Origin of the sequence: Vibrio hepatarius (assembly GCF_043642085.1) — a bacterium.
GTDB classification, from domain to species: Bacteria; Pseudomonadota; Gammaproteobacteria; order Enterobacterales; family Vibrionaceae; genus Vibrio; species Vibrio hepatarius_C.
On record NZ_JBHZSA010000004.1, the window covers coordinates 64,872 to 87,597 of the forward strand.

18 protein-coding genes are annotated in these 22,726 nt (G+C 45.6%); 7 read left to right on the plus strand and 11 right to left on the minus strand.

Annotated elements, in window-relative coordinates:
- Window positions 1-4: 4 nt before the first annotated feature.
- Window positions 5-1,597, plus strand: coding sequence for an alkyl hydroperoxide reductase subunit F (gene ahpF / locus ACHUFZ_RS09605; RefSeq protein WP_394127001.1), 1,593 nt, complete (start codon window positions 5-7; stop codon window positions 1,595-1,597).
- 91 nt (window positions 1,598-1,688) lie between these two features.
- Here the strand turns inward: ahpF and ACHUFZ_RS09610 are convergent, their stop codons facing one another.
- The gene (locus ACHUFZ_RS09610) at window positions 1,689-2,582 is read right to left on the minus strand and encodes a LysR family transcriptional regulator (protein ID WP_394127002.1); all 894 of its coding nucleotides are present in this window, start codon (window positions 2,580-2,582) and stop codon (window positions 1,689-1,691) included.
- Window positions 2,583-2,777: 195 nt separating this feature from the next.
- Here ACHUFZ_RS09610 and ACHUFZ_RS09615 point away from each other — a divergent pair, with 195 nt between their 5' ends.
- Entirely contained in the window at window positions 2,778-3,659 is an 882-nt protein-coding gene (locus ACHUFZ_RS09615) for an aldo/keto reductase (protein ID WP_394127003.1), read from the plus strand.
- Between the two features lie 58 nt (window positions 3,660-3,717).
- Here the strand turns inward: ACHUFZ_RS09615 and ACHUFZ_RS09620 are convergent, their stop codons facing one another.
- On the minus strand, window positions 3,718-4,722 hold the full coding sequence (locus ACHUFZ_RS09620) for a substrate-binding domain-containing protein (RefSeq protein ID WP_134835659.1): 1,005 nt from the start codon (window positions 4,720-4,722) through the stop codon (window positions 3,718-3,720).
- Between the two features lie 180 nt (window positions 4,723-4,902).
- Between ACHUFZ_RS09620 and ACHUFZ_RS09625 the strand changes: the two genes are divergently transcribed.
- On the plus strand, window positions 4,903-5,235 hold the full coding sequence (locus ACHUFZ_RS09625) for a tRNA-binding protein (RefSeq protein WP_053440651.1): 333 nt from the start codon (window positions 4,903-4,905) through the stop codon (window positions 5,233-5,235).
- Between the two features lie 33 nt (window positions 5,236-5,268).
- Here the strand turns inward: ACHUFZ_RS09625 and ACHUFZ_RS09630 are convergent, their stop codons facing one another.
- On the minus strand, window positions 5,269-5,829 hold the full coding sequence (locus ACHUFZ_RS09630; RefSeq protein ID WP_394127004.1) for a gamma-glutamylcyclotransferase family protein: 561 nt from the start codon (window positions 5,827-5,829) through the stop codon (window positions 5,269-5,271).
- Window positions 5,830-6,078: 249 nt separating this feature from the next.
- Here ACHUFZ_RS09630 and ACHUFZ_RS09635 point away from each other — a divergent pair, with 249 nt between their 5' ends.
- Window positions 6,079-7,263, plus strand: coding sequence for an NnrS family protein (locus ACHUFZ_RS09635; RefSeq protein ID WP_394127005.1), 1,185 nt, complete (start codon window positions 6,079-6,081; stop codon window positions 7,261-7,263).
- A 59-nt stretch (window positions 7,264-7,322) separates the two neighbouring features.
- On the opposite strand, the gene glpD is transcribed toward ACHUFZ_RS09635, so the two are convergent.
- The 7 genes from glpD to ACHUFZ_RS09670 form a co-directional block, all read right to left on the minus strand.
- Window positions 7,323-8,891, minus strand: a complete 1,569-nt coding sequence (gene glpD, locus ACHUFZ_RS09640; RefSeq protein WP_394127006.1) for a glycerol-3-phosphate dehydrogenase — start codon at window positions 8,889-8,891, stop codon at window positions 7,323-7,325.
- Between the two features lie 172 nt (window positions 8,892-9,063).
- On the minus strand, window positions 9,064-9,843 hold the full coding sequence (locus ACHUFZ_RS09645) for a DeoR/GlpR family transcriptional regulator (RefSeq protein ID WP_004413043.1): 780 nt from the start codon (window positions 9,841-9,843) through the stop codon (window positions 9,064-9,066).
- 185 nt (window positions 9,844-10,028) lie between these two features.
- Entirely contained in the window at window positions 10,029-11,546 is a 1,518-nt protein-coding gene (gene glpK / locus ACHUFZ_RS09650; RefSeq protein WP_394127007.1) for a glycerol kinase GlpK, read from the minus strand.
- A gap of 56 nt (window positions 11,547-11,602) precedes the next feature.
- Window positions 11,603-12,457 (minus strand): MIP/aquaporin family protein, encoded by an 855-nt coding sequence (locus ACHUFZ_RS09655; protein ID WP_053440645.1) that lies wholly within the window; start codon window positions 12,455-12,457, stop codon window positions 11,603-11,605.
- Window positions 12,458-12,821: 364 nt separating this feature from the next.
- Complete coding sequence (gene dapD, locus ACHUFZ_RS09660) at window positions 12,822-13,850, minus strand: 2,3,4,5-tetrahydropyridine-2,6-dicarboxylate N-succinyltransferase (RefSeq protein WP_394127008.1); 1,029 nt, start codon at window positions 13,848-13,850, stop codon at window positions 12,822-12,824.
- A gap of 208 nt (window positions 13,851-14,058) precedes the next feature.
- On the minus strand, window positions 14,059-14,700 hold the full coding sequence (locus ACHUFZ_RS09665; protein WP_394127009.1) for a MarC family protein: 642 nt from the start codon (window positions 14,698-14,700) through the stop codon (window positions 14,059-14,061).
- Between the two features lie 323 nt (window positions 14,701-15,023).
- On the minus strand, window positions 15,024-15,632 hold the full coding sequence (locus tag ACHUFZ_RS09670; protein ID WP_394127010.1) for a peroxiredoxin: 609 nt from the start codon (window positions 15,630-15,632) through the stop codon (window positions 15,024-15,026).
- Window positions 15,633-15,830: 198 nt separating this feature from the next.
- Here ACHUFZ_RS09670 and ACHUFZ_RS09675 point away from each other — a divergent pair, with 198 nt between their 5' ends.
- From ACHUFZ_RS09675 to aceA, 3 genes are all read left to right on the plus strand, one after another.
- The gene (locus ACHUFZ_RS09675) at window positions 15,831-16,736 is read left to right on the plus strand and encodes a hydrogen peroxide-inducible genes activator (RefSeq protein WP_394127011.1); all 906 of its coding nucleotides are present in this window, start codon (window positions 15,831-15,833) and stop codon (window positions 16,734-16,736) included.
- Window positions 16,737-17,357: 621 nt separating this feature from the next.
- Entirely contained in the window at window positions 17,358-19,004 is a 1,647-nt protein-coding gene (gene aceB / locus ACHUFZ_RS09680; protein WP_394127012.1) for a malate synthase A, read from the plus strand.
- Window positions 19,005-19,157: 153 nt separating this feature from the next.
- Window positions 19,158-20,471 carry an isocitrate lyase gene (aceA, locus tag ACHUFZ_RS09685; protein WP_053440640.1) on the plus strand — a complete coding sequence of 438 codons (1,314 nt, stop codon included), beginning with the start codon at window positions 19,158-19,160 and terminating at the stop codon, window positions 20,469-20,471.
- A 135-nt stretch (window positions 20,472-20,606) separates the two neighbouring features.
- On the opposite strand, the gene ACHUFZ_RS09690 is transcribed toward aceA, so the two are convergent.
- On the minus strand, window positions 20,607-22,547 hold the full coding sequence (locus tag ACHUFZ_RS09690) for a HAMP domain-containing methyl-accepting chemotaxis protein (protein ID WP_394127013.1): 1,941 nt from the start codon (window positions 22,545-22,547) through the stop codon (window positions 20,607-20,609).
- Window positions 22,548-22,726 lie beyond the last annotated feature (179 nt).

Consider the following 22,726-nt stretch of genomic DNA (forward strand, 5'->3'; position numbering starts at 1 on the left):
GATTATGTTAGACCAAGCGATGAAGCAGCAGCTTAAAGCATACCTAGAAAACCTAAAAACAGACGTTCAACTTGTTCTTAGCCTTGATAGCAGCGAAACCGCAACTAAGCTACAAGCGCTTGCTGACGATATCGCGTCACTGACTGATAAAGTTCAAGTATCACGTGATGACAGCGCAAGTGAACGTAAGCCAATCATGCAGGTTGTGAACCAAGAGAAAGGTACTGCGATTGGTTTTGCGGGTCTGCCAATGGGTCATGAGTTTACTTCTCTAGTACTTGCACTGCTTCATAGCGGCGGTCACCCAATTAAATTGGAAGCGGACGTAATCGAGCAGATTAAACAGTTAGATAAAGAGCTGAATGTTGAAATCTTTATCTCGCTATCGTGCCAAAACTGTCCAGAGGTGGTTCAGGCATTCAATATGATGTCGGCAATCAACCCGCTAATCAAAACCACTATGATTGATGGTGCGGCATTCCAAGATGAAGTGAAATCACGCGACATCATGGCAGTACCAAGTGTGTTTGTTAATGGGGAACTGTTTGGTCAAGGTCGCATGTCTCTGGCTGAAATCCTTAACAAAGTAGACTCAGGCGCAGCAGAGAAGAAAGCGGCGAGCTTGAATGAACAAGCACCGTTTGATGTTTTGGTTGTCGGTGGTGGTCCAGCTGGTTCTTCAGCGGCAATCTACGCAGCGCGTAAAGGTATTCGCACTGGTGTGGTTGCAGACCGTTTTGGTGGCCAAGTGATGGATACCATGGCGATTGAAAACTTTATCTCAGTTAAAGCGACAACCGGTCCTAAGTTAGTCGCGAGCCTAGAAGAGCACGTAAAAGAGTACGGCGTAGAAGTAATGACTGAGCAGCGCGCTGCGAACATTATCGATGCTGAAGATAGCGAAGATGGTTACATCCACGTTGAACTTGAAAGCGGCGCAGTATTACGAGCTCGCTCTGTGATCACTAGCACTGGTGCACGCTGGCGTGAGATGAACGTACCGGGTGAGCAAGAGTACCGCAATAAAGGTGTCGCTTACTGCCCACACTGTGACGGTCCACTGTTCAAAGGTAAGAAAACGGCGGTTATCGGTGGTGGTAACTCAGGTATTGAAGCAGCGATTGACCTTGCGGGTATTGTTGAGCACGTAACGGTTCTTGAGTTTGCTGACACACTGCGCGCTGACCAAGTCCTTATCGACAAAGCTAACGCAACGCCAAACATTGAAATCATCAAAATGGCGCAAACGACTCAAGTGCTTGGTGATGGTAATCGCGTGACAGGTCTAGAGTACAAAGACCGAAATACAGACGAGCTTAAGCAGATTGAACTTGCGGGTATTTTTGTTCAAATTGGTTTGATGCCAAACAGCGAATGGCTGAAAGGAACGAAGGTAGAACTCTCTCCTCGTGGTGAGATTGTGATTGACGCTCACGGCGCGACATCAATGAAAGGTGTATTTGCTGCAGGTGATGTAACAACCGTTCCTTACAAGCAGATCATTATTGCGATGGGTGAAGGTGCTAAAGCAAGTTTAGGTGCGTTTGATTACCTAATTCGCACTCCGGCTCCAGCTAAGGTCGCTGAGCTGGCGTAACAGATTTATTGTCCATATACATTTGCAAACATTTAGTCGACTATCCGACACCACTTCCAAGCGATTGGAAGTGGTTTTTTTATGTCTGGAGCTAGGCGCGAGTTTCAAACCACTGCTGCATAAAATCGGTAAAGGCGGACAGTTTGGCGCTACTTCTTAGTTGCGGCGGATAGATCAGGTAAATAGCGCTTTCGGCAATCACGTAATCTTGCAGCAGTTGAACCAGAGAGCCGTCATCGAGTGCTGGCTGAACTAAGTAACAGGGCATTTTAATGATGCCTTTGCCTTTTTCTGCCGCAGCGAGCAATAACTGATTGTCGCTGATCAACATATCACCATGCGTGCTGACTTGCTCACTCTTACCTTGTTTTGAAAACTGCCACTGGCGCAAGTTTGGATCGGACATACAGTTGTGTTCAATCAAATCACTCGGTGTCAGTGGGGTTCCTTTGCGGGCTAAATAGTCCGGTGAAGCGCAGCAAATATGTTGGTATGGCATCAGCTTCTTCGCCACCATATTATCGGGTGGAGTGTTGGTGGCGCGAATGGCTAAATCAAAATGGCTGTTAGCCAAATCTTGGCGGTTATAGCCGATGTCGAGATCAAATTCGATGTCAGGATGAAGCTGTTGAAATTGATGGCAGATGTCGACTAAGAATCGGTGGCTAAAAATGGTTGGTGCAGTAATACGCAGCAGGCCACTCACCTCAGACTTGGTATGGTCGAGCTCTTTTTCTAGCTCAAGGATTGAAGCGTTAATGCCATGCATCTTGGCTAATATTTTCTCACCTGCCGCGGTGAGTCGCACACTGCGCGTCGAGCGGATCAATAAGCTGGTGGCAAGCTCTTGTTCAAGTTGGTTGATTTGAGAGGATAAGTAGCTGCGAGAAATACCCAGTGACTCTGCGGCTTTCGAAAAGCTTAACTGCTTAGCTACTTCACTAAATAGAGCGTAGCGTTCAAAGCGTTTGTGCATCTTGTGCATGGTTAGATCTCTTAATAGCCGCTAATGATGGTGATTATATCGTGCTATATAAGAAATTAAAGTGAGCCTATTGTGCGTTATATCGAATTATCTTTTCTGGTTAAGTGGTTTAATCGCAGTTAGCGCAGTCAGTATACTGGGTGCAGCACAGCGCGTAGTACGGCTACGTCGCAAACCAAAATAAGGGTATATAACATGCAGAAGACGCATCCGGTATTTTCGCCACTGATTCAAGGTTACTGGCGTATGGCTGAGTGGAACATGACCACTCAGCAGCAACACGCTTTTGTTAAACAGCATATTGAACTGGGGATTACCACAGTCGACCATGCTCCTGTATATGGTCCAGAGTCAGCATGTGAGCGCATGTTTGGTGATGTTCTATCGCTTGACCCTAGTCTGCGTGACCAGATTGAAATTGTCTCCAAATGCGGTATTTATCGCGGAGAAGGTAAGCAAGTTAACCATTACGATAGCAGCAAAACGGCGATCATTGCCTCGGCTGAAGCGTCACTTTCTCGCCTAAAAACAGAGCAATTGGATGTGTTATTGCTGCACCGTCCTGATTTATTGATGGATGCGGATGAAGCGGCTGAGGCTTTTGCCCAGTTAAAAGCGGCGGGTAAAGTGAAACACTTTGGTGTATCGAACTTTACGCCATCTCAGTTTGAGTTACTGCAATCACGTCTAGATACGCCACTGGTCACCAACCAAGTAGAGATTAACCCAGTTAACCTGCAGGTCACAGAAGACGGCACCTTAGATCAACTACAACGCCACCGCGTTCAGCCGATGGCTTGGTCTTGTTTAGCGGGTGGTGGCATCTTCACAGACAACAGTGAGCAAATGGTCCGTCTTCGTGACACGTTGACTGACATTGCTGAAGAAATTGGCGCTGCATCTATTGATCAAGTGCTGTTTGCTTGGGTAATGAAGATGCCGTCAAAGCCAGTACCGATTATTGGCAGCGGCAACATTGAGCGCGTTAAAACGGCGGTTGGTGCATTGGAGCTAACTCTGACTCAAGAGCAATGGTATCGAGTTTGGGTGGCGTCGAAAGGTCACGGCGTCGCGTAATCTGGTTTTGAGATAATTAAAGGGCATCGCTGAAAAGTGATGCCCTTTTTATTTTGATTTAGTTGGAGACTTTTTCGACCGAGTTTCGTCTGACTAAAGTTGGTGTGAACACCATAGCGTCAGTACTTGTTTGCTCGGCCTTAGCAAGGTTTAAGGCTAAGTGCGCGGCACGTTCAGCCATCATAGCGATTGGATAGCGGATGGTTGTTAAGCGTGGGCTCACGTAACGGGCAATCAAGCCATCATCAAAGCCCATCATTGAAATCTGCTCTGGCACTTTGAGCCCATTTTCATCCAACACCGATAACGCGCCAGCCGCCATATAGTCGTTATAGGCAACAACTGCGGTGATATCGACCGACTTAGTCAGCAGGTTAGTCATCGCTACTTCACCGCCATCACTGTCTGGCTCACCATATTCAATGTAGTTATCCGGCAGCGAGATATTGTTTTCTCGTAGTGCGGCTAAATAGCCTTCAACTCGTTGGTTGGAGTCTTCAATATTGTGTGAAGAGGCGACACAAGCAATTTTTTTGTGGCCGTGACGAATCAAATACTCCGTCGCAAGATAGGCGCCTTTGTAGTTATCCAGCGAGATACAACGCTCGGCGATTTCTGGGATGTGTCGATTGATCACTACCAAGCCTTTCACTTCTTTGGCGTAGCCGAGTAGTTCCTCATCGGATAGACCTTTCGAGTGAATGACCAGCGCCTCACAGCGATTGTTGATGAGCAGCTCGATTGCTTTTCGTTCTTGCTCTGGGTCGTGGTAGCCATTGCCGATCAAGATATGTTTGCCGTGCTCATGCGCAACGCTATCTACCGATTTTACCAGTGTACCGAAGAAAGGATCCGATACGTCTGACACCAGAACACCAACAGTATTACTGCTTTGACTGACGAGCGCTTTGGCTGCGGCATTTGGCCGATAGCCTAATTGCGTCATCGCTTTGGTGACAGACTCGACCGATGCTTTACTCGCTTTGGGAGATTTGTTGATCACTCTTGATACAGTAGCAATTGAGACGCCGGCTTCTCGTGCTACATCTTTAATGGTCGCCATTTTAGACCTCAATAAATTTCACTGTGACCATTTAACCTTGAGCGTGTAAATAACGCAATCTGATTACATTTAAGATTAAAAAAATGAGATCTTTACCACTTGTAATACATAGGATTGCTGATAGTGTAAACGTTGTCTTTTAGTAAAATTTTACCAAATCAACAAGCACTGAGGTTTATCATGGAAACGATCGCTTATACTGACTTCGCCAAATTGGAAATGCGTACCGGAAAAATCATTGAGGTGGCTCGCCACGAAAACGCAGATAAGCTCTATATTGTGCAAATTGATGTCGGTGAGAAAACGCTGCAGACGGTGACAAGTCTTGTGCCTTATTACACAGAAGAACAATTGATGGGCAAAGAAGTCGTCGTGCTGTGTAACCTAGCGAAAGCGAAAATGCGCGGTGAAACCTCTGAGTGCATGTTACTGTGCGCAGAAACGGATGATGAATCGGAAAGTGTACTACTTACCCCAGAGCGTTCAATGCCTGCTGGGGTTCGTATCGTTTAACTAGAACTGTCTCTCTATTAGGCTGAGGGTTGTTCAGGCTCTTGCTTCAGCCACCAGAGCATCAATAACATTATGGTGCTCTGATTTTACGCCCGCCAAGTTGCCATATTTCGGTTGATGACGATCGTTTTCTAATGGGAAGTTCCAACCGATGGTATGTTCAACGAACTCTTTAGCAAATTGCTCAGAGATTTCTAGACAGCCTGCAAGTACGGTATCGACGTAAGTTTGCATGATTGGACTTAATGAGCAGGGCGGTTCAGGGCTATCTTTAACGTAGACCCAGATTTGATCTTGCTGAGCAAAGCTAAGTGATGAGTCAATGTTGTCGAGTTCTATCTGAATACGATGATAACCACGCTCGCGAATATCAAATTCTGCTAACCCTTGATCACTGACAGCCAATAAAACACCATTGACCTTTCCGTGGCCCTTATCGACGACAAGGGGGGAGAGGATATAGCTGTCATCAACTTTACCCCAATAACGTTTAAGGCCAGTCACCGTTGCGGGTTCGGCTTGCGATGTTTGTCCGGTCAACTGACGAGAAGCTGAATTCATTAAGCTTCCGTAGCCAAAAATGTAGTGCGTCATTCATCCCTCCAACTTACTGCGACACTTGAACAATCTAAGCTAGCATCTTTGACCAGAAAATAAATCAATATTTTAAACACAATGCAGTCATAATGACTTTATTTTAATGTGTCCTTATGACTGTTTTACAGGCGTAACCTATGAGAAGTCCCTTGTTTTTAAAGCCTTTCAGAGTTGGAACACTTCTTGCGATAGTCAAAATAGTTAAACAAGTTTACAAAATCATAGTTAATAGCTGGGAGTTGTTCAGTGCTTAATATTACTGACAAAAAAGTTGAAGAAGCGATTCCGCCCGTATTGCGTCTAGGCTTTAGACCATTTTTCTTATTGGGTTCTATATACGCGGTGATTGCCATTGCGTTGTGGGTATGGATGTTTCAAACCGGACAGCCGTCAGCGCTAAACGTACCAGCCCTGTGGTGGCACGTACATGAGATGCTGTTTGGCTTTGCGATGGCGATAGTGGCAGGCTTTGTATTGACCGCAGTGCAAAACTGGACTGGAGTTAATGGTACGAAACATCATCGATTAGCGATATTGGTGATGTTGTGGGTGATCCCAAGAGTGTTATTTTGGACGCCAGCTCCGCTATGGCTGATTTCGTCTATCGAAGCTCTGTTCCTCGCGTTTACCGCTTATGAAGTGGGCACTCGGGTAGTGAAAGCAAAAGGGTGGCGCAATCTATTTTTTGTCCCTCTGTTCGTCTTAGCGATCGCTGCTAACTTTGCTAGCTACGCGACGATTAAAGGGATGCCACCATTTCCTTCTTCAGCGGTTTGGCATGCGATGCTGTGGTGGTTCACCATGCTGCTATCTATTATGGGTAGCCGTGTGATTCCATTTTTTACGGCGCGACGCTTCAACTTTGAAAAGCCGCAGCCGATTGTTTGGTTAGATTGGGCTGCGAACTTACCTTTAGCGGGTCTGTTTATTTTGAGCTTCTTCCCGATGACGTTTGCCGAGCTTGGTCAACCGCTGATGGTGATCTCTGGTTTGGCTCATTTGGTCAGAGTGATGCGTTGGCAGCCTTGGCGTACGTTAAGCGAGCCTTTGGTTTGGTCATTGCACGCAACCTATCTGTGTATTCCGGTTAGCTTGTTATTGCGTGGTTTATTGACCAATCCGTTTATGAGTCACAATATGCTGCACCTATTTGCCATTGGTGCGATTGGTGGGGTGATCTTAGCGATGATCGCTCGTGTCACCATGGGCCATACTGGTCGCGCTATTTATCAAGGGCCGAATATGAGCATTGCTTTTGCAGCGATCGTTTTAGCGGCAATTGTACGCAGTGTTGGTGCTGCTTTCTTCCCAGCCTACCTAATTGAAGCCGTGAATATCAGTGCCCTGTTGTGGGTACTAGCGTTTGCTTTGTATGTGGCGAGATTTGGCAAGATGCTGATTAACGCCCGCGTCGATGGGCATCCGGGTTAACTATATTGCACTGTAGAAACGAAAAGGCTTGGTATGTACCAAGCCTTTTTTGTTTGGGATTAGCCCGCTTTATTGACTTCATTTATTGTCACTACTTTGTCTTGCAGTGATTGCTGTATGTAGTCAGCAATAGCGCTCTGTTCTTCTTCTGATAAATAGAGACCCAGCTTTGTGCGGCGCCATAAGATATCCTCTTGAGTGACCGCCAGTTCGTGATTGATCAAGTAATCAATTTCGAGCTGATAAACACCTTGCGCACCTTGCGAGAACTGGGTTCCCATATCGGCAAGACTGGTTTTTCCATCAAGCAGTTTCCATGTATAGGTACCAAATTGAGTCACGTAACGTAGGATCAAGGCTTCAGGTAACCATGAGTATTTGGCTTGGATCGTTTGAGCGAGCTGCTCTCGGCTACAGCTAAAGTTACCACCTGGTAAGGTTTGATTCGCTGTCCAAGGACTGCCCATATTGGATAAATACGGCTCAAGCTTTTTCAGCGCAGCTTCACCCAGTTTACGGTAGGTGGTGAGCTTGCCGCCGAATACTGATAAGAGCGGAGCTTGATCGAGTTCTGCATCCAGTTCCAAGGTGTAGTCGCGAGTGATCGCTTGCGGTGAGTCTGATTCATCATCACACAGTGGGCGAACACCACTGTAAGTCCACACCACATCGTCACGCTCTAGTTGTTTAACGAAGTGCTGGTTGACGATATCGATCAAGTAATCCACTTCATCATCGGAAATCGCTACTTCTCTAGGATCGCCCTTGTACTCAACATCAGTGGTGCCGATGATCGAAAACTTATCCAGATAAGGGATCATAAACACGATACGATTATCTTTGTTTTGTAGGATGTAAGCTTGTGGTTCGTCATGAATACGTGGCACAACAATGTGCGAGCCTTTAATTAGGCGAATATTACGTGGTGAAGCTTGCTCTAAACCATCATCGAAGAACTGTTTCACCCAAGGGCCAGCGGCATTCACTAAGGTTTTAGCTTTACGCTCGAAGCGCTGATCGGTCATCACATCGTGTACCGTGACATGCCAAATGCCATTTTCTCGATGCGCTTTTTCTACTCGGCAATAGTTGCGAATTTCAGCGTTGTTTTCTTTTGCTGCTAGGACGTTGAGTAGCACTAAACGAGCATCGTCCACCCAGCAATCTGAATATTCAAAGCCTTTCTTCATTTCTGGTTTGAGCAGGCCTGACTTAGATAAATCCACCCCTTTACTTGCTGGTAAGGTGGTGCGTTTCCCCAAATTATCGTAAAGGAATAAGCCACAGCGAATCATCCATGCTGGGCGTAAAAATGGGCGATGGGGTAAACGAAAACGCATAGGTCTAGCGACATGAGGTGCTTTTCTTAATAGCACTTCACGCTCTGCAAGTGCTTCAGAGACTAAACGGAACTCATAGTGCTCAAGATAACGTAATCCGCCATGGATCAGTTTTGAGCTTGCAGAAGATGTTGCAGAAGCAAAGTCATTGGCTTCATATAAGCCGACAGAAAGACCACGGCCGGCAGCGTCTGCTGCGATGCCTGCGCCATTAATGCCACCACCGATAACGATCAAGTCGAGAATTTCTGATGCATTCGATGCAGTCGCATTGTGTTGGATACTCATAAAATTTGACCTCTTGGTGAGCGAACGAGCATTTTAGAACATGAAATTATCGTAGCTTAGGTTTCGTTCTTGATCATCTTTTATTTTCGTTTATGAGCGTTTTGTGTGATTCAGGCATAAAAAAACCTTCTACAAAGTGTAGAAGGTTTCGTGTGATGAGCAAATTTGATTGTTATTCGGCTGAATAACTTTCGATAACTTCCAATGGAATCGAGTGCTCTTTGAGAATGGTTTGAATCTCTTTTGGTGGTTGTCGGTTGGTAAACAGCATATGTAGCTGGGAGATATTACCGAGCTTAACCATGGCATTACGGCCAAATTTAGTGTGGTCTACGGCTAAGAAGACGCTACGGCTGTTCTCTATAATCGCTTGTTTGACTCTCACTTCATGGTAATCGAAATCGAGCAGTGAGCCGTCAAAGTCGATGCCACTGATGCCGAGAATACCGAAATCCAAACGGAACTGCTTAACAAAATCGAGTGTTGCTTCACCCACGATACCGCCGTCGCGATTACGAACCTCACCGCCAGCCAAAATGACTTTGAATTCAGGGTTAGGTAACAAAATAGTGGCAACGTTAATATTGTTGGTCACAACACGTAGCTGCTTATGGTTTTTGTTCAGTGCTCGCGCAACCGCTTCAGGCGTGGTGCCAATATCAATAAACAGCGTGGCACCATCTGGAATATGCTTTACCAACTCTTCGGCAATAAGATCTTTTTCATTAAAGTTCATTGACTTACGAGTTGTGTAGCTGGTGTTTTCCGAGCTTAGTGGGATAGTGGCACCACCGTGGTATCGACGAATTTTATTGTCATCGGCAAGCTCGTTGAGATCGCGGCGGATGGTTTGCGGGCTAACATTAAACTTCTCTACCAGTTCATCCGTGCTGACGTAGCCCTGCTTTTGAACCAGCTCAATGATCTGCTGGTGTCTTGGTATTTGCTTCACTTATTACTCCCTGACCGAGGTCGAAACTTTCGAATTGGTGATTTCGAAAAGCCGCACTCGATAATTTTACTGCGGCTATTGTGCTCGAATTTGCGCATAGAGAGAAGGGGAAGTCATAAGGAATAGGGGATAAGACGCAAAAAGGGCGCAAAATTGCGCCCTTAACTTAGTCATTAAACGAGAAATTAATCTTCTTCGTTGTGCATCTCAGCCCAGGTTTGCGCACATTTCACCGCGCGTTTCCAACCTTTGTAGCGACGGCTGCGTTTTTCTTCGTCATGGTGAGGAAGGAAAGTACGATCCAATACCGCTTTACCTTGTAGCTCGTCGATATTGTTCCAGTAGCCTACCGCTAAACCCGCTAGGTAAGCTGCACCTAGAGCGGTTACTTCGGTCACTTCAGGACGGTGAACTTCAGTATCGAGTACATCGGATTGGAACTGCATTAGGAAGTTATTCGCCACAGCGCCGCCATCAACGCGCAGGTTAGCCAGCTTAATACCAGAGTCAGCTTGCATTGCGTCTAAGACATCACGCGTTTGGTAAGCAATACCTTCCAAGGTTGCACGGATAATGTGGTTTGAGTTAACCCCACGAGTTAGACCAACGATTGTGCCACGAGCGTATGCATCCCAATAAGGTGCGCCAAGACCCGTAAAGGCTGGAACCACATAGACACCGTTTGAAGAGTCGACCTTAGTCGCGAAGTACTCTGAATCTTTTGCATCCGCTAAAAGTTTCATTTCGTCACGTAGCCACTGGATTGAAGCGCCGCCCATAAAGACTGCACCTTCAAGAGCGTAAGCAGGCTCACCTGTTGGACCACAAGCCAGTGTTGTTAGTAGGCCATTCTTCGAGGTTACTTTCTCTTGGCCAGTGTTCATTAGTAAGAAACAACCTGTACCGTAAGTGTTTTTCGCTTGTCCTGCTTCAACACACATTTGGCCGTAAAGCGCCGCTTGTTGGTCACCAGCAATACCAGCAATAGGAATACGCGTACCGCCTTTACCACCAATGTTGGTTTGGCCGTAAACTTCCGATGAGCGCTTCACTTCAGGCATCATTGACGCTGGAATGCCTAGCTCATCCAACATTTTTTGATCCCAGCAAAGGTCATTGATGTTGAATAGCATAGTACGAGATGCGTTGGTGTAATCTGTTACATGAACACGGCCTTGCGTCATCTTCCAAACAAGCCAAGTATCGACAGTACCAAACAGCAGTTTACCCGCTTCAGCATCTTCACGAGCGCCTTCTACGTTATCAAGAATCCACTTTACTTTGGTGCCTGAGAAGTAAGGGTCTAACACTAAACCTGTGTTATCACGTACGTAATCTTCAAGGCCGCGCGCTTTCAAGTCTTCACAGATATCCGCAGTACGACGACATTGCCAAACAATCGCGTTATAAACAGGTTTACCGGTTTCTTTGTTCCAAACGACTGTGGTTTCACGTTGGTTAGTGATACCAATACCCGCTAATTGGTCGCTGCGGATGCCCGACTTGCCTAATGCTTCAACCAGTGTAGAGCTTTGCGTTGCCCAGATTTCGAGAGGATCGTGTTCAACCCAGCCTGCTTTAGGATAAATTTGCGTGAACTCACGCTGCGCTACGCTAACGATATTCGCATCGTGGTCTAGGATTACGGCGCGAGAGCTTGTTGTGCCTTGATCTAGGGCGACAATATACTTTTGCTCAGTCATGGTAAGAATCCTTTTTGTTTCGTTATTTATATTTTAGTTAATACAGGGTTGAAAAGTTATGCGCGGGCTTCTTGAGCTTCGTCTTCTTGATCGCACTGGTTTGGAATTGTGCAGCCTTGACCTTGTTGAGGTAAGTAAGCCGCGATTGCTTTCGGGTATAACCAGCCACCGAAACAAGCACCAGCGATAGGAGCAAGTACCGGAACGATGAAGTATGGAATATCTTTAGCACCGGTTAGCGCATATTCCCAGCCAGCAAAGTAAGCGAATAGTTTCGGACCAAAGTCACGAGCAGGGTTCATCGCGAAACCAGTTAGCGGACCTAAAGAGCCACCAATCACAGCGATAAGAATACCGATCAGCAGTGGGTTCATTGCACCGCGAGAAGCACCATTACTTTCATCACCCAGAGCTAAAATAACGAACATCAGCACAGCAGTAATAACAAACTCCACAGCAAAAGCGCCGAAGAAAGAGAGTGAAGCGTGTGGGTATGTTGAGAAAATACCTGCTGTTGCTAAGGCATCTTTGCTGTCACGAGCAAAGCCATGAGCGATTTCGTAGTCAGTAAATAGGTTGCTGTATAGGGCGTAAACCAGTGCCGCAGAACAGAATGCACCTAATAGCTGTGAGATGATGTAAGGGATGACTTTCGCTTTATCAAAACCATGGAATGCCGCAAGGGCGATGGTTACTGCTGGGTTAATGTGTGCTCCTGACACACCGGCAGTACAATAAATAGCGATGGCGACACCGAAGCCCCACATGATACTAATTTCCCATTGTCCAAATGTTGCTCCGGTTAATACCAAAGCAGCCACGCAGCCAACGCCAAAAAAGATCAGTAGTCCGGTACCGATAAACTCGGCCAAGCATTCACCTAGTAGGGTAGGTTGTTTGTTCGTTGTCATTTTTAAAGTCCTTTGTCGTTTGTGCTTATCTAGCACGGTGATATTGTGCATATTTAAGCGAGTTCGAAAATAAACGAACATTAAAAGTGAGCGTTTGAGCATAAAATTGTTAATCAACCCCACTTTATTTGTTAAATAACGCAGCTTTTAGAACAAAAGTGAAACTGATATGAACGTAATTGCTCGAAGAGGAAATTAGAAGTGGCTAAGTTAGCGCTGAATCACGCATATCTCAACTGGTAAGATGAGTCTGCAGGCGGGAAGTGTGAAGGTGGTGCGGAATTGGTGAATAGTTATCCAGCGAAACTAAAAACAAAAAAAAGGCTGGCACTTTCATGCCAGCCTGCGGTTTATTCGTTTTCGCTTAGTTGTTGCTGTGAAGCTCAGAGTTCAGTTCAACAGCGGTTTTGTTTGCTAGACATTCGATTTGACCCGTCACTGAGTTGCGACGGAATAGTAGGTCAGAAACACCAGCAAGGTCGCGAGCCTTAACCACTTCAACTTCTTTGCCTTCAGCAATCATACGAACTTTAGAACCTGCTGTTACGTACAGACCAGACTCCACCGTACAGCGATCACCTAGAGGGAAGCCAAGACCAGCGTTAGCGCCTAGCAGTGAGTTTTCACCGATAGAAACAACAACTGTACCACCACCAGATAGCGTGCCCATGATAGAAGCGCCACCACCGATGTCTGAACCATTACCCACAACAACACCAGCAGAGATACGACCTTCAACCATGCTTACGCCAGTTGTACCTGCGTTGAAGTTGATGAAGCCTTCGTGCATAACGGTTGTTCCTTCACCCACGTGCGCACCAAGACGAACGCGTGAAGTGTCAGCGATACGAACGCCTGTTGGAACCACGTAATCAACCATTTTAGGAAACTTGTCTACACAGTCTACCGACAGTGCGCGACCCGCTAGGCGTGCTTCGATTTGACGATCAGCAAGCTCAGGCAGATCGATAGGGCCTTCGTTAGTCCATGCAATGTTGTGCAGTAGACCGAAGATACCATCAAGAACAGTGCCGTGTGGCTGAACTAGACGGTTAGAAATAAGTTGTAGCTTAAGGAAACCTTCAGCAACCGATGCTGGTTTCTCATCTGTAGCAAGTACAACAAGTACTAGCGGTTGTGAAGATTGCGCTGCTTTTGCTGCGAAAGATGCGTTTGCTGCATCGCCGTTTGCTTCAAATGCTGCCGCTAGATCTGCGCTTTGCGCTGCTGAGATCTCGATAGCTTGGTTGCCTTGCTCATAACCAGCAACTTTCGCTACTGCTTCAACAAGAGCGTCAGCTGGGTTTAGAGCTGGGTTAGGGAAAAATGCTTCGATAATTTTTCCGTCACGGTTTTTCGTTGCCGTACCAAAGGCTAGAGAAAAGTAAGCCATGTTGAATCTCCATGTTTTGAATTTGTTGGGAGAGCGTCTTTGCTCTTTCAAATTAAGTTAGAGTCATCATAAAGAGAGGTGATTCGACTTTAAAGAGCAGAGCTAGATAAAGTCTGTAAGCCGATATTTTTTGTCTCTTTAGAGATATGTTTGTCTGTTAAGAAATGTCGGGGTTTCTTGAGTTTGTGCTCGTTAAAACCTAAGAACATCAGATAAATAGGGCTTTATAAGCTTGCTCTATCCCTTCTATGAGCATTTGCATTCCTATCACCGCAAGAATTAATCCCATCATTCGAGTGATCACGTTTAAGGCGCTTGGCCCTACGGCTTTCACGAAGCGTTCACCGAAAACAAAAAGAACGTAGGTCAGCGCGCACAATAGGCCGAAAGCTATAATGGTGATGACGGTTTCATAGAGTCCACCAGTTGTTGCAAAGTTCATTGCGGTCGCGATAGTTCCTGGGCCAGCTAAGATAGGCATTGCTAATGGCGAGACAGCAATACTCAAGGCGGCATCTTTTTGCGCGTCTGAGTTCACCTTCTCTTTAGTCGTACTGTGTGTTGAGTCCCCTTGCAGCATATGGAAGCCAATCAAAAAGACCAGTATTCCGCCGGTGATACGCAGGGCGTAAAGGGTGATGCCAAAGAGATCGAAAATGACTTTTCCTGAAATGGCAAACGTCGAAACAATCAAGAATGCGATCAATACCGAGCGAAAGGCTACCGACTTTATCGTTTCTCGGTCATTACCGTTGGTTAGGCCAAGAAAGATAGGTGTATTGGCGACAGGGTTCATGATCGCAAAAAAGCCCATAAAGACTGTTATGGTGTGAATGATCAGCTCTTTCATATTATTCCTTTAATAGAAGTGGAGAGGTGTCACTTTGCTATTTGTGTAGACTAGATATTAAATCAACACTGGACAAAAAACAGCCTATTTATCAGAGGGATTACTAGGTGTTCTCAAAGCGCAGAACGATAAGAAACAAGCGCGAGTGTTGGTGGGTGATTTATCTGTTTTCAGCAAAAAGAAAACCCAAAGCAGAGCTTTGGGTTTCGATTTAAGACTTTACTTAGAACTGATTGGCGTTTGCGCTTTTCGCGCTTAGTGCTTTTTAGCTTTATATCTACCAACCGTCATACCCGATGAGCGTGGGTATGGTAAGCAAGTAATTACTTGCTTAGGTCTTCTGCGTGTTCAGATAGGAACGCTGCAACACCTTTTGGAGATGCGTCCATACCTGCTTTACCTTCTTCCCATTGTGCAGGACATACTTCGCCGTGCTTCTGGTGGAAGTTAAGAGCGTCAACCATGCGTAGCATTTCGTCGATGTTACGGCCTAGTGGTAGGTCGTTAACAACTTGGTGACGTACTAGACCGTCTTCGTCGATTAGGAAAGAACCACGGAAAGCAACGCCTGCTTCTGGGTGCTCAACGTCGTAAGCTTTACAGATTTCGTGCTTAACGTCAGCTACTAGTGGGTACTTAACTTCACCGATACCGCCATCTTCGATAGCAGTGTTACGCCATGCGTTGTGAGAGAACTGAGAATCGATTGAAACACCGATTACTTCAACACCTTTAGCTTGGAAATCAGCTAGACGGTTGTCGAAAGCGATTAGCTCAGATGGGCAAACGAAAGTGAAATCTAGTGGGTAGAAGAAAACTACTGCTTTCTTACCTTTAGTGAACTCTGCAAAGTTGAAGTTATCAACGATCTCACCGTTACCTAGAACAGCTGCAGCAGTAAAATCTGGGGCTTGACGACCTACTAGTACCATTTTTTTGCTCCTAAAATATATGGTTAGTTCCAAACCAAGATAAGTGTTTATGGTTTGGTCCGTGTTTGTACGCGACAAACTATAGTACAAATTGTAGTATGTAAAAAAGCGAATTAAATAGATTAAGTTAATCGAAAAAAGCGATAAGCCATTTTTATTAACTTGGTCAATATCCAGTTAGATTTTATCGATATATCTATGAATAAGTGGCCTAGTCTCAAACAATTACATTATCTCATCACCCTGCATGAAACTCGCCACTTTAGTGAAGCGGCTGAAAAGTGTTTTGTCAGCCAGTCGACCTTAAGTAAAGGTATCCAAAACCTTGAAGAACTGATCGGTTGCCCTCTTTATGAAAAGAAAGATAAGAAAAGCCCATTGGTCTTTACCCAAGCCGGTGAGCTGGTGGTCCAGCAAGGTCGCGAGTTGCTGGCTAAAGGTCAAGATCTCGTCGAGCTTGGTCGCTTATGCCAAGGGGATGAGATGGAAGGGCAGCTGCGCGTGGGTTGTATTCCAACGATCGCACCTTTTTTATTGTGCGATTTAGTCCAAGAGGTCAATCAGCGTTTTCCGCAATTGAACCTATTACTAAGAGAAGACACCACGACTAACCTTCTTGATGCATTGCGCCATGGTGAGCTAGATGTGCTGATCTTAGCCTTACCTGTTGATATCGATGGTATGGATAGCCGCATTGTCGGCAATGACCCGTTCAGAATGATCATCAGCCAAAATCAAGCTGATGCGATTCAAACCCCAATCAAGTACGCCGACTTGCCGAATGAGTTTGTCTTCTTATTAGAGAAAGAACACTGTCTAACAGAACACGCCGTTTCTGCATGTAAGCTAACCGATAAAGAGAAGATTAACCCATTCTCTGCCACCAGTTTGCACACCTTAGTACAAATGGTTGCCAACGGTATGGGTACCACCTTTATTCCGCAAATGGCCATCGACCATGGTCTGATAGAGAACCAAAACTTAGTCGTAGTTGATGCTCCAGGACAGCAAGCACATCGCCACATTGGCTTAGTTTGGCGCCCAAGTTCATCGCGTGTGAGTACATTTGATCAATTAGCAGATGTTGTTTCTGAGCTACTTTAGCGATAAGTAGTAGTCCAAATCTCCCTTAAACCCATAAAAAGCACACTAGTTTTAGTGTGCTTTTTAGCATTTTATTCTGTTGGTGAACTTTGACTTGTAAAATTTCACAACAGAATCTTGATGAAGCTTTCATTAAATTGTGAAATTTCACAGTGTGAATTTTACAACTCATAATTTTCTTCTTGTTTGATGAGGCGGTTGCATATCACCGTTAAGCCCAGTCTCATCTATGTTTCCCTTCGGATAATTAAAATCAAACACCTGTTTGAAACGGTTTTACACTCCTAATTTCACTGTAATTAAATTACGTAAGTGGTTACGTTTTAGTGATCGAAATCAATGGTTTGCGTGGCGCGGAATAAAACTTCGAATTTAACGTTTTGTTTGCTTTAGTACTTTTACTCTAGTGTGGTTTGGTATAGCTTAAATGTAAGCCCAGTAAGACTTATGTCTAGATTGAAAAGCTCATTCGAGTCGGTCAATCTAACTGGCAAGACAACAAGAAACCTAGTCAGGTGACAATCAGTAAGGATGTTTGATTGTTGTTTGATAGTTACAAATGTAATTAAGGTGACGTGCCGCTCGATGTGTTTATCGAAAGGTTAATAAAGGAAAAAAATTATGCTTGCTAATACACCAGATAGAGACAAAACAACAGTAGAAGCCCAAGAAACCCTACTAAACGAAGGCATGCTTAGTGTCACTGGTACCCTTTCACCAGAACACCAAGCGATTTTCCCTGTTGAAGCCCAAACTTTTTTATCTCTGCTGTGTGACAAGTTCGCTAGTCAGGTTGAACAACTGCTTACTGCTCGTGAAGAGAAGCAAGCAAAGATCGATGCTGGTGAGCTGCCGGATTTCCTAGAGGATACGCAAGATATCCGTGAAGGAAGCTGGAAGATCCAAGGGATTCCACAAGATCTACAAGATCGCCGAGTAGAAATCACAGGTCCTACTGACCGTAAAATGGTGATTAATGCACTGAATGCCAATGTAAAAGTATTCATGGCGGACTTTGAAGACTCGATGGCACCCGCTTGGAGCAAGGTGCTGGATGGACAGATTAACTTGCGCGATGCAGTTAACGGCGACATCAGCTATACCAATCCGGTTAATGGCAAGCACTATGCGCTGGAGTCCGATCCAGCGGTTTTAATCTGCCGAGTACGTGGTCTACATCTAAAAGAAAAACACGTGACATTCAACGGTCAGATTATCCCAGGGGCGCTGTTTGACTTTGCGCTTTACTTTTACAACAACTACGCCAGTTTGTTGAAAAAAGGCAGCGGTCCCTACTTTTATATTCCTAAGTTGCAGTCTCATAAAGAAGCGCAGTGGTGGAGCCAAGTATTCCACTTCACTGAAGACTACTTTGGCCTAGATACTGGCACGATAAAGGCAACTGTTCTGATTGAAACTTTGCCTGCTGTGTTTGAGATGGATGAAATTCTGTTCTCACTCAAAGAGCACATCGTTGGCCTTAACTGTGGCCGTTGGGACTACATCTTTAGCTACATCAAAACTTTGAAGAAACACCCCGACCGCGTGCTGCCGGATCGTCAGGTGGTGACAATGGATAAGCCGTTCCTGAATGCCTACTCGCGTTTACTTGTTCGTACTTGTCACAAACGTGGTGCTTTCGCTATGGGAGGGATGGCCGCCTTTATCCCAGCGAAAGACCCACAAACCAATCAGCAGGTGCTCGATAAGGTACATAACGATAAGTCGCTAGAAGCAAACAATGGACATGACGGAACATGGGTTGCTCACCCAGGCTTAGCTGATACTGCTTTAGCTGTATTTGACTTGGCATTAGGAGAGCGTACCAACCAGCTAAACGTCTCACGACATCAAGATGCGCCAGTTACAGCAGAAGATCTTCTCGCGCCATGTGATGGTGAGATCACTGAACAAGGCATGCGTCATAACATTCGTGTTGCGCTGCAATACATCGAAGCGTGGATCTCTGGCAATGGGTGTGTACCGATTTACGGTTTGATGGAAGACGCGGCAACCGCAGAAATCTCCCGCGCCTCAATCTGGCAATGGATTCAACATGGCAAGGCGCTTGATAACGGCCAAACGGTCACTAACGAACTGTTTGAGCTCTACCTTGCGCAAGAAATTGAAGTAGTGAAAGAGGAAGTAGGGCAAGAGCGCTACGAGTCTGGACGCTTTGAAGAAGCCGCAGTGCTGATGGCGAAACTGACCACCAGTGATGAATTAACCAATTTCTTAACTATTCCGGGTTACGACTACTTGGACTAAAGGACTCTGTCATCCTCCCTTTAGGGAATGACAAACATATTCAAACAATAACGTGAATCGTCTGCGGCAGAGCAGGAAGTACTGCCAAGGAACAAGGAAACATAGCGCCCGTTACATAACATAAGAAGCGCTCATCAAAAGAGGGATAAACCGATGACTAACTTAACTCGCCGCCAACAAATCGAAGCTCTGGAAAAAGACTGGGCAACTAACCCACGCTGGAAGAACGTTAAGCGTCCTTATACGGCTGAAGAAGTAGTAGAACTACGTGGCTCAATGGTGCCTGCTAACACCATCGCCCAACGTGGTGCTGACAAGCTATGGTCACTAGTCAACGGTGATGCGAAAAAAGGCTATGTGAACTGTCTTGGTGCTCTAACGGGTGGTCAAGCTGTACAGCAAGCGAAAGCAGGCATCGAAGCGATTTACCTTTCAGGCTGGCAGGTAGCAGCAGATAACAACACGGCTTCAACTATGTACCCTGACCAATCGCTATACCCAGTAGATTCTGTTCCTTCAGTGGTTAAGCGTATCAATAACTCATTCCGCCGCGCAGACCAAATTCAGTGGTCAAATGGTAAGTCGCCAGAATCTGAAGGTGGTATTGATTACTTCCTACCAATCGTAGCGGATGCTGAAGCAGGTTTTGGTGGTGTACTTAACGCTTACGAACTAATGAAGTCGATGATTGATGCGGGCGCGGCTGGCGTGCACTTCGAAGACCAATTAGCGTCAGTGAAGAAATGTGGCCACATGGGCGGTAAAGTACTGGTTCCAACTCAAGAAGCGGTGCAAAAGCTAGTAGCAGCTCGTCTAGCAGCAGACGTTTCAGGAACGACAACACTGGTTATCGCTCGTACCGATGCAAACGCAGCTGACCTGATTACTTCAGATTGTGATTCATATGATGCGGACTTCATCGAAGGTGAACGTACCCAAGAAGGTTTCTACCGTGTTCGTGCTGGCATTGACCAAGCGATCTCTCGTGGCCTAGCTTACGCGCCATACGCTGACCTAATCTGGTGTGAAACAGCAACGCCGTGTCTAGAAGAAGCACGTAAATTTGCTGAAGCGATTCATGCGGAATACCCAGGTCAATTGTTGGCTTACAACTGTTCACCTTCGTTCAACTGGGAGAAAAACCTAGATGCGGAGACGATTGCTAAGTTCCAGCAAGAACTGTCTGACATGGGTTACAAGTACCAGTTCATCACGCTAGCGGGTATCCACAACATGTGGTTCAACATGTTCGAACTTGCGCATGATTACGCACAAGGTGAAGGTATGCGCCACTACGTTGAGAAAGTTCAGCGTCCTGAGTTCCAAGCGGCAGAAAAAGGTTACACCTTCGTCGCTCACCAACAAGAAGTGGGTACAGGTTACTTCGATAAGATGACTAACACGATTCAAGGCGGTAACTCTTCAGTAACTGCATTGACGGGGTCAACCGAAGAAGACCAATTCTAAGAATCCCTAGCCATTAGTACCGCATCTAGTGAGCCATAATACGCAGGCTTTGGCTCACTAGACTTTGGGTATGGATATTCTGTTTAGGCATAAACTTTGACATGCTTTTGAGCGGCTTTCGCCGCTCTTTTTTATTTAAAGCTTAAAGAAACTCAACAGCTCTTTTTGCTTCACTGCCAGATTCGATAGCTCATCACTGGCTCGTTTACTGTCTTCGATGCCGGATACGTTTTTATTCACCAGATCAAACGCTTGAGATACATTTTCTGAGATGTCTTGAGTCACGCCTGACTGCTCCTCTGATGCTGTTGCTACTTGCGTGTTCATATCTGAAATCAGTGACACGGAATCGGTAATTGAAGAAAACGCGGAGCGAAGCTGTTCGCTGTATTTACGAGAATCTTCAGCAAGGGTTAAGTTAGACTGCATATATTGATTCGCGTCTTTCGCTTGGGCTTGTAAGCGCGAAATGATCTCTTGAATATCAACCGTAGATTGTTGAGTTTTCGCCGCTAATGAACGGACTTCATCTGCTACTACTGCAAAACCTCGGCCTTGCTCGCCTGCACGCGCCGCCTCAATTGCTGCATTCAATGCGAGTAGATTGGTCTGTTCTGAAATGGAATTAATCACTTCAACCACCGTACCGATCTCGACTGAGTACTCTTGCAACTGATTAACGATCTTCGACGTTTCTTCAATCGAACTATCGACTTTCTGCGAGACCTCGTCGGAAGAGTCCAAGATTCGGCCACCTTCAACCACATTATTGGTGGCATCGCTAGCGGCCGTTTCTGCGTTTGCCGCGTTTTGGCTTACTTCAGATGCGGTGCTTGATAGCTCATTGATGGCGGTTGCGATCTGTTCCACTTGGCTTAGCTCTTGTTGAGCATTGTTTTCCGTTTCAGTCATGATGCCTGTTAATGACATAGATGAAGACGAAACGTTATCAGAGATCTGATGGAAACCTTCAATGATTCGGCGAAGCTCTTGGCGCATCTGTAGAATGTTGGCGTAAATACCAGTCTCGTTGCCTGAGGTAGTAATTTGAGTCGAAAGGTCACCAGAAGCGACTTCAGCAACCATCTCTTGAATCTGACTAGGTTCACCTCCGACAACTTTCAATACGCTACGGTAGATGGCGACAGCAATACCCATTGCACTGATGACCACTATGATAGAAAGAACAATCAAGGTTATTTGAGCGCTGGCAAAGCGTTCAACCATTTCAGGGCCGACGGAGTCCTGCTTATCCTTGGTGGCGAGTTTTATCTCTTCTATCGTCCGTGCAGCAGAGGCCCCCATTACATCTAAGGTTCCAGAGATGATCTTATTGCGGGAGTTGATGGTTTGGACCACTTCGGCAAAGGTGCTTCGATACTGGTCGAAAGCTTGCTGGAATGCTTTTAGGTTCGACATTTGTTGCGCTGATATTAGTTGAGACTCAACTTTATTGGATAGCTCGGCAACCAATGAAAATTCCTCTTCTGCTCGTTTAGCATCACCTTGTGAATTACTGGTTAGAAACTTAGATGCGTAAAGGCGAGAGAGCAATAAATGTTGTTGTAAGGTACCTGCACTGATTGCCACCTCTATGTCATCTTCAGTTGCTGCTCGGTTCATTATTTCTGTTACCGACTTGCGCATATTTAGGCCAGCTGGGTCGAGTCGCTCCTTAACCAATGCGTTGCGTTGATTGACTAATTGGATGACCTGAGAGAAACCGTTCTGGTACTGTTTGAGCTGATTTTCAATTGAGACGAAATCTGACTTGTGAGTATCATCGATGTGTGAATTGAGCACCCCATCGATTAAGTTGATAGAGGTGGTAATGCGTTTATTTAGCTCGGCAACATTCTCTTGATCATGGTTTTTAATGTACTTAAGTGCCGCGAGTCGAGCCTCTAGAATATTGGCTTGAATCCTACCGGTGGAAACACTGGTTAATGCAAGAGCTCGATAAGTGTTAAAGCCGTCACTTGACTGATAAAAGCGTAGAGATGCAACGACTGAAATGATCAAAATTAGGCCTAGGATTACCCCAAACCCTAGAGTTAATAGTTTTTTAAGGCTCATACCAATGTCCCTGTTTGGCTTAAGTGAGAATTAGGTTGGAACTGACGATATGTACAACTTGATTGATATAATTGTAAGTAAATTATAATGGGGATATTTGAATTCTGCTGATTTTGAAACAAGGAAAGCTAAATAAGTTGATAAGGTAGAACTTAAATAGCTGAAGGTAAGGGGAAATT

Coding starts and splice junctions, on each gene's coding strand:
- ahpF (WP_394127001.1), top strand. CDS start 5: ATGTTAGACCAAGCGATGAAGCAGCAGCTTAAAGCATACCTAGAAAAC.
- ACHUFZ_RS09610 (WP_394127002.1), bottom strand. CDS start 2,582: ATGCACAAGATGCACAAACGCTTTGAACGCTACGCTCTATTTAGTGAA.
- ACHUFZ_RS09615 (WP_394127003.1), top strand. CDS start 2,778: ATGCAGAAGACGCATCCGGTATTTTCGCCACTGATTCAAGGTTACTGG.
- ACHUFZ_RS09620 (WP_134835659.1), bottom strand. CDS start 4,722: ATGGCGACCATTAAAGATGTAGCACGAGAAGCCGGCGTCTCAATTGCT.
- ACHUFZ_RS09625 (WP_053440651.1), top strand. CDS start 4,903: ATGGAAACGATCGCTTATACTGACTTCGCCAAATTGGAAATGCGTACC.
- ACHUFZ_RS09630 (WP_394127004.1), bottom strand. CDS start 5,829: ATGACGCACTACATTTTTGGCTACGGAAGCTTAATGAATTCAGCTTCT.
- glpD (WP_394127006.1), bottom strand. CDS start 8,891: ATGAGTATCCAACACAATGCGACTGCATCGAATGCATCAGAAATTCTC.
- glpK (WP_394127007.1), bottom strand. CDS start 11,546: ATGACTGAGCAAAAGTATATTGTCGCCCTAGATCAAGGCACAACAAGC.
- ACHUFZ_RS09655 (WP_053440645.1), bottom strand. CDS start 12,457: ATGACAACGAACAAACAACCTACCCTACTAGGTGAATGCTTGGCCGAG.
- dapD (WP_394127008.1), bottom strand. CDS start 13,850: ATGGCTTACTTTTCTCTAGCCTTTGGTACGGCAACGAAAAACCGTGAC.
- ACHUFZ_RS09665 (WP_394127009.1), bottom strand. CDS start 14,700: ATGAAAGAGCTGATCATTCACACCATAACAGTCTTTATGGGCTTTTTT.
- ACHUFZ_RS09670 (WP_394127010.1), bottom strand. CDS start 15,632: ATGGTACTAGTAGGTCGTCAAGCCCCAGATTTTACTGCTGCAGCTGTT.
- ACHUFZ_RS09675 (WP_394127011.1), top strand. CDS start 15,831: ATGAATAAGTGGCCTAGTCTCAAACAATTACATTATCTCATCACCCTG.
- aceB (WP_394127012.1), top strand. CDS start 17,358: ATGCTTGCTAATACACCAGATAGAGACAAAACAACAGTAGAAGCCCAA.
- aceA (WP_053440640.1), top strand. CDS start 19,158: ATGACTAACTTAACTCGCCGCCAACAAATCGAAGCTCTGGAAAAAGAC.
- ACHUFZ_RS09690 (WP_394127013.1), bottom strand. CDS start 22,547: ATGAGCCTTAAAAAACTATTAACTCTAGGGTTTGGGGTAATCCTAGGC.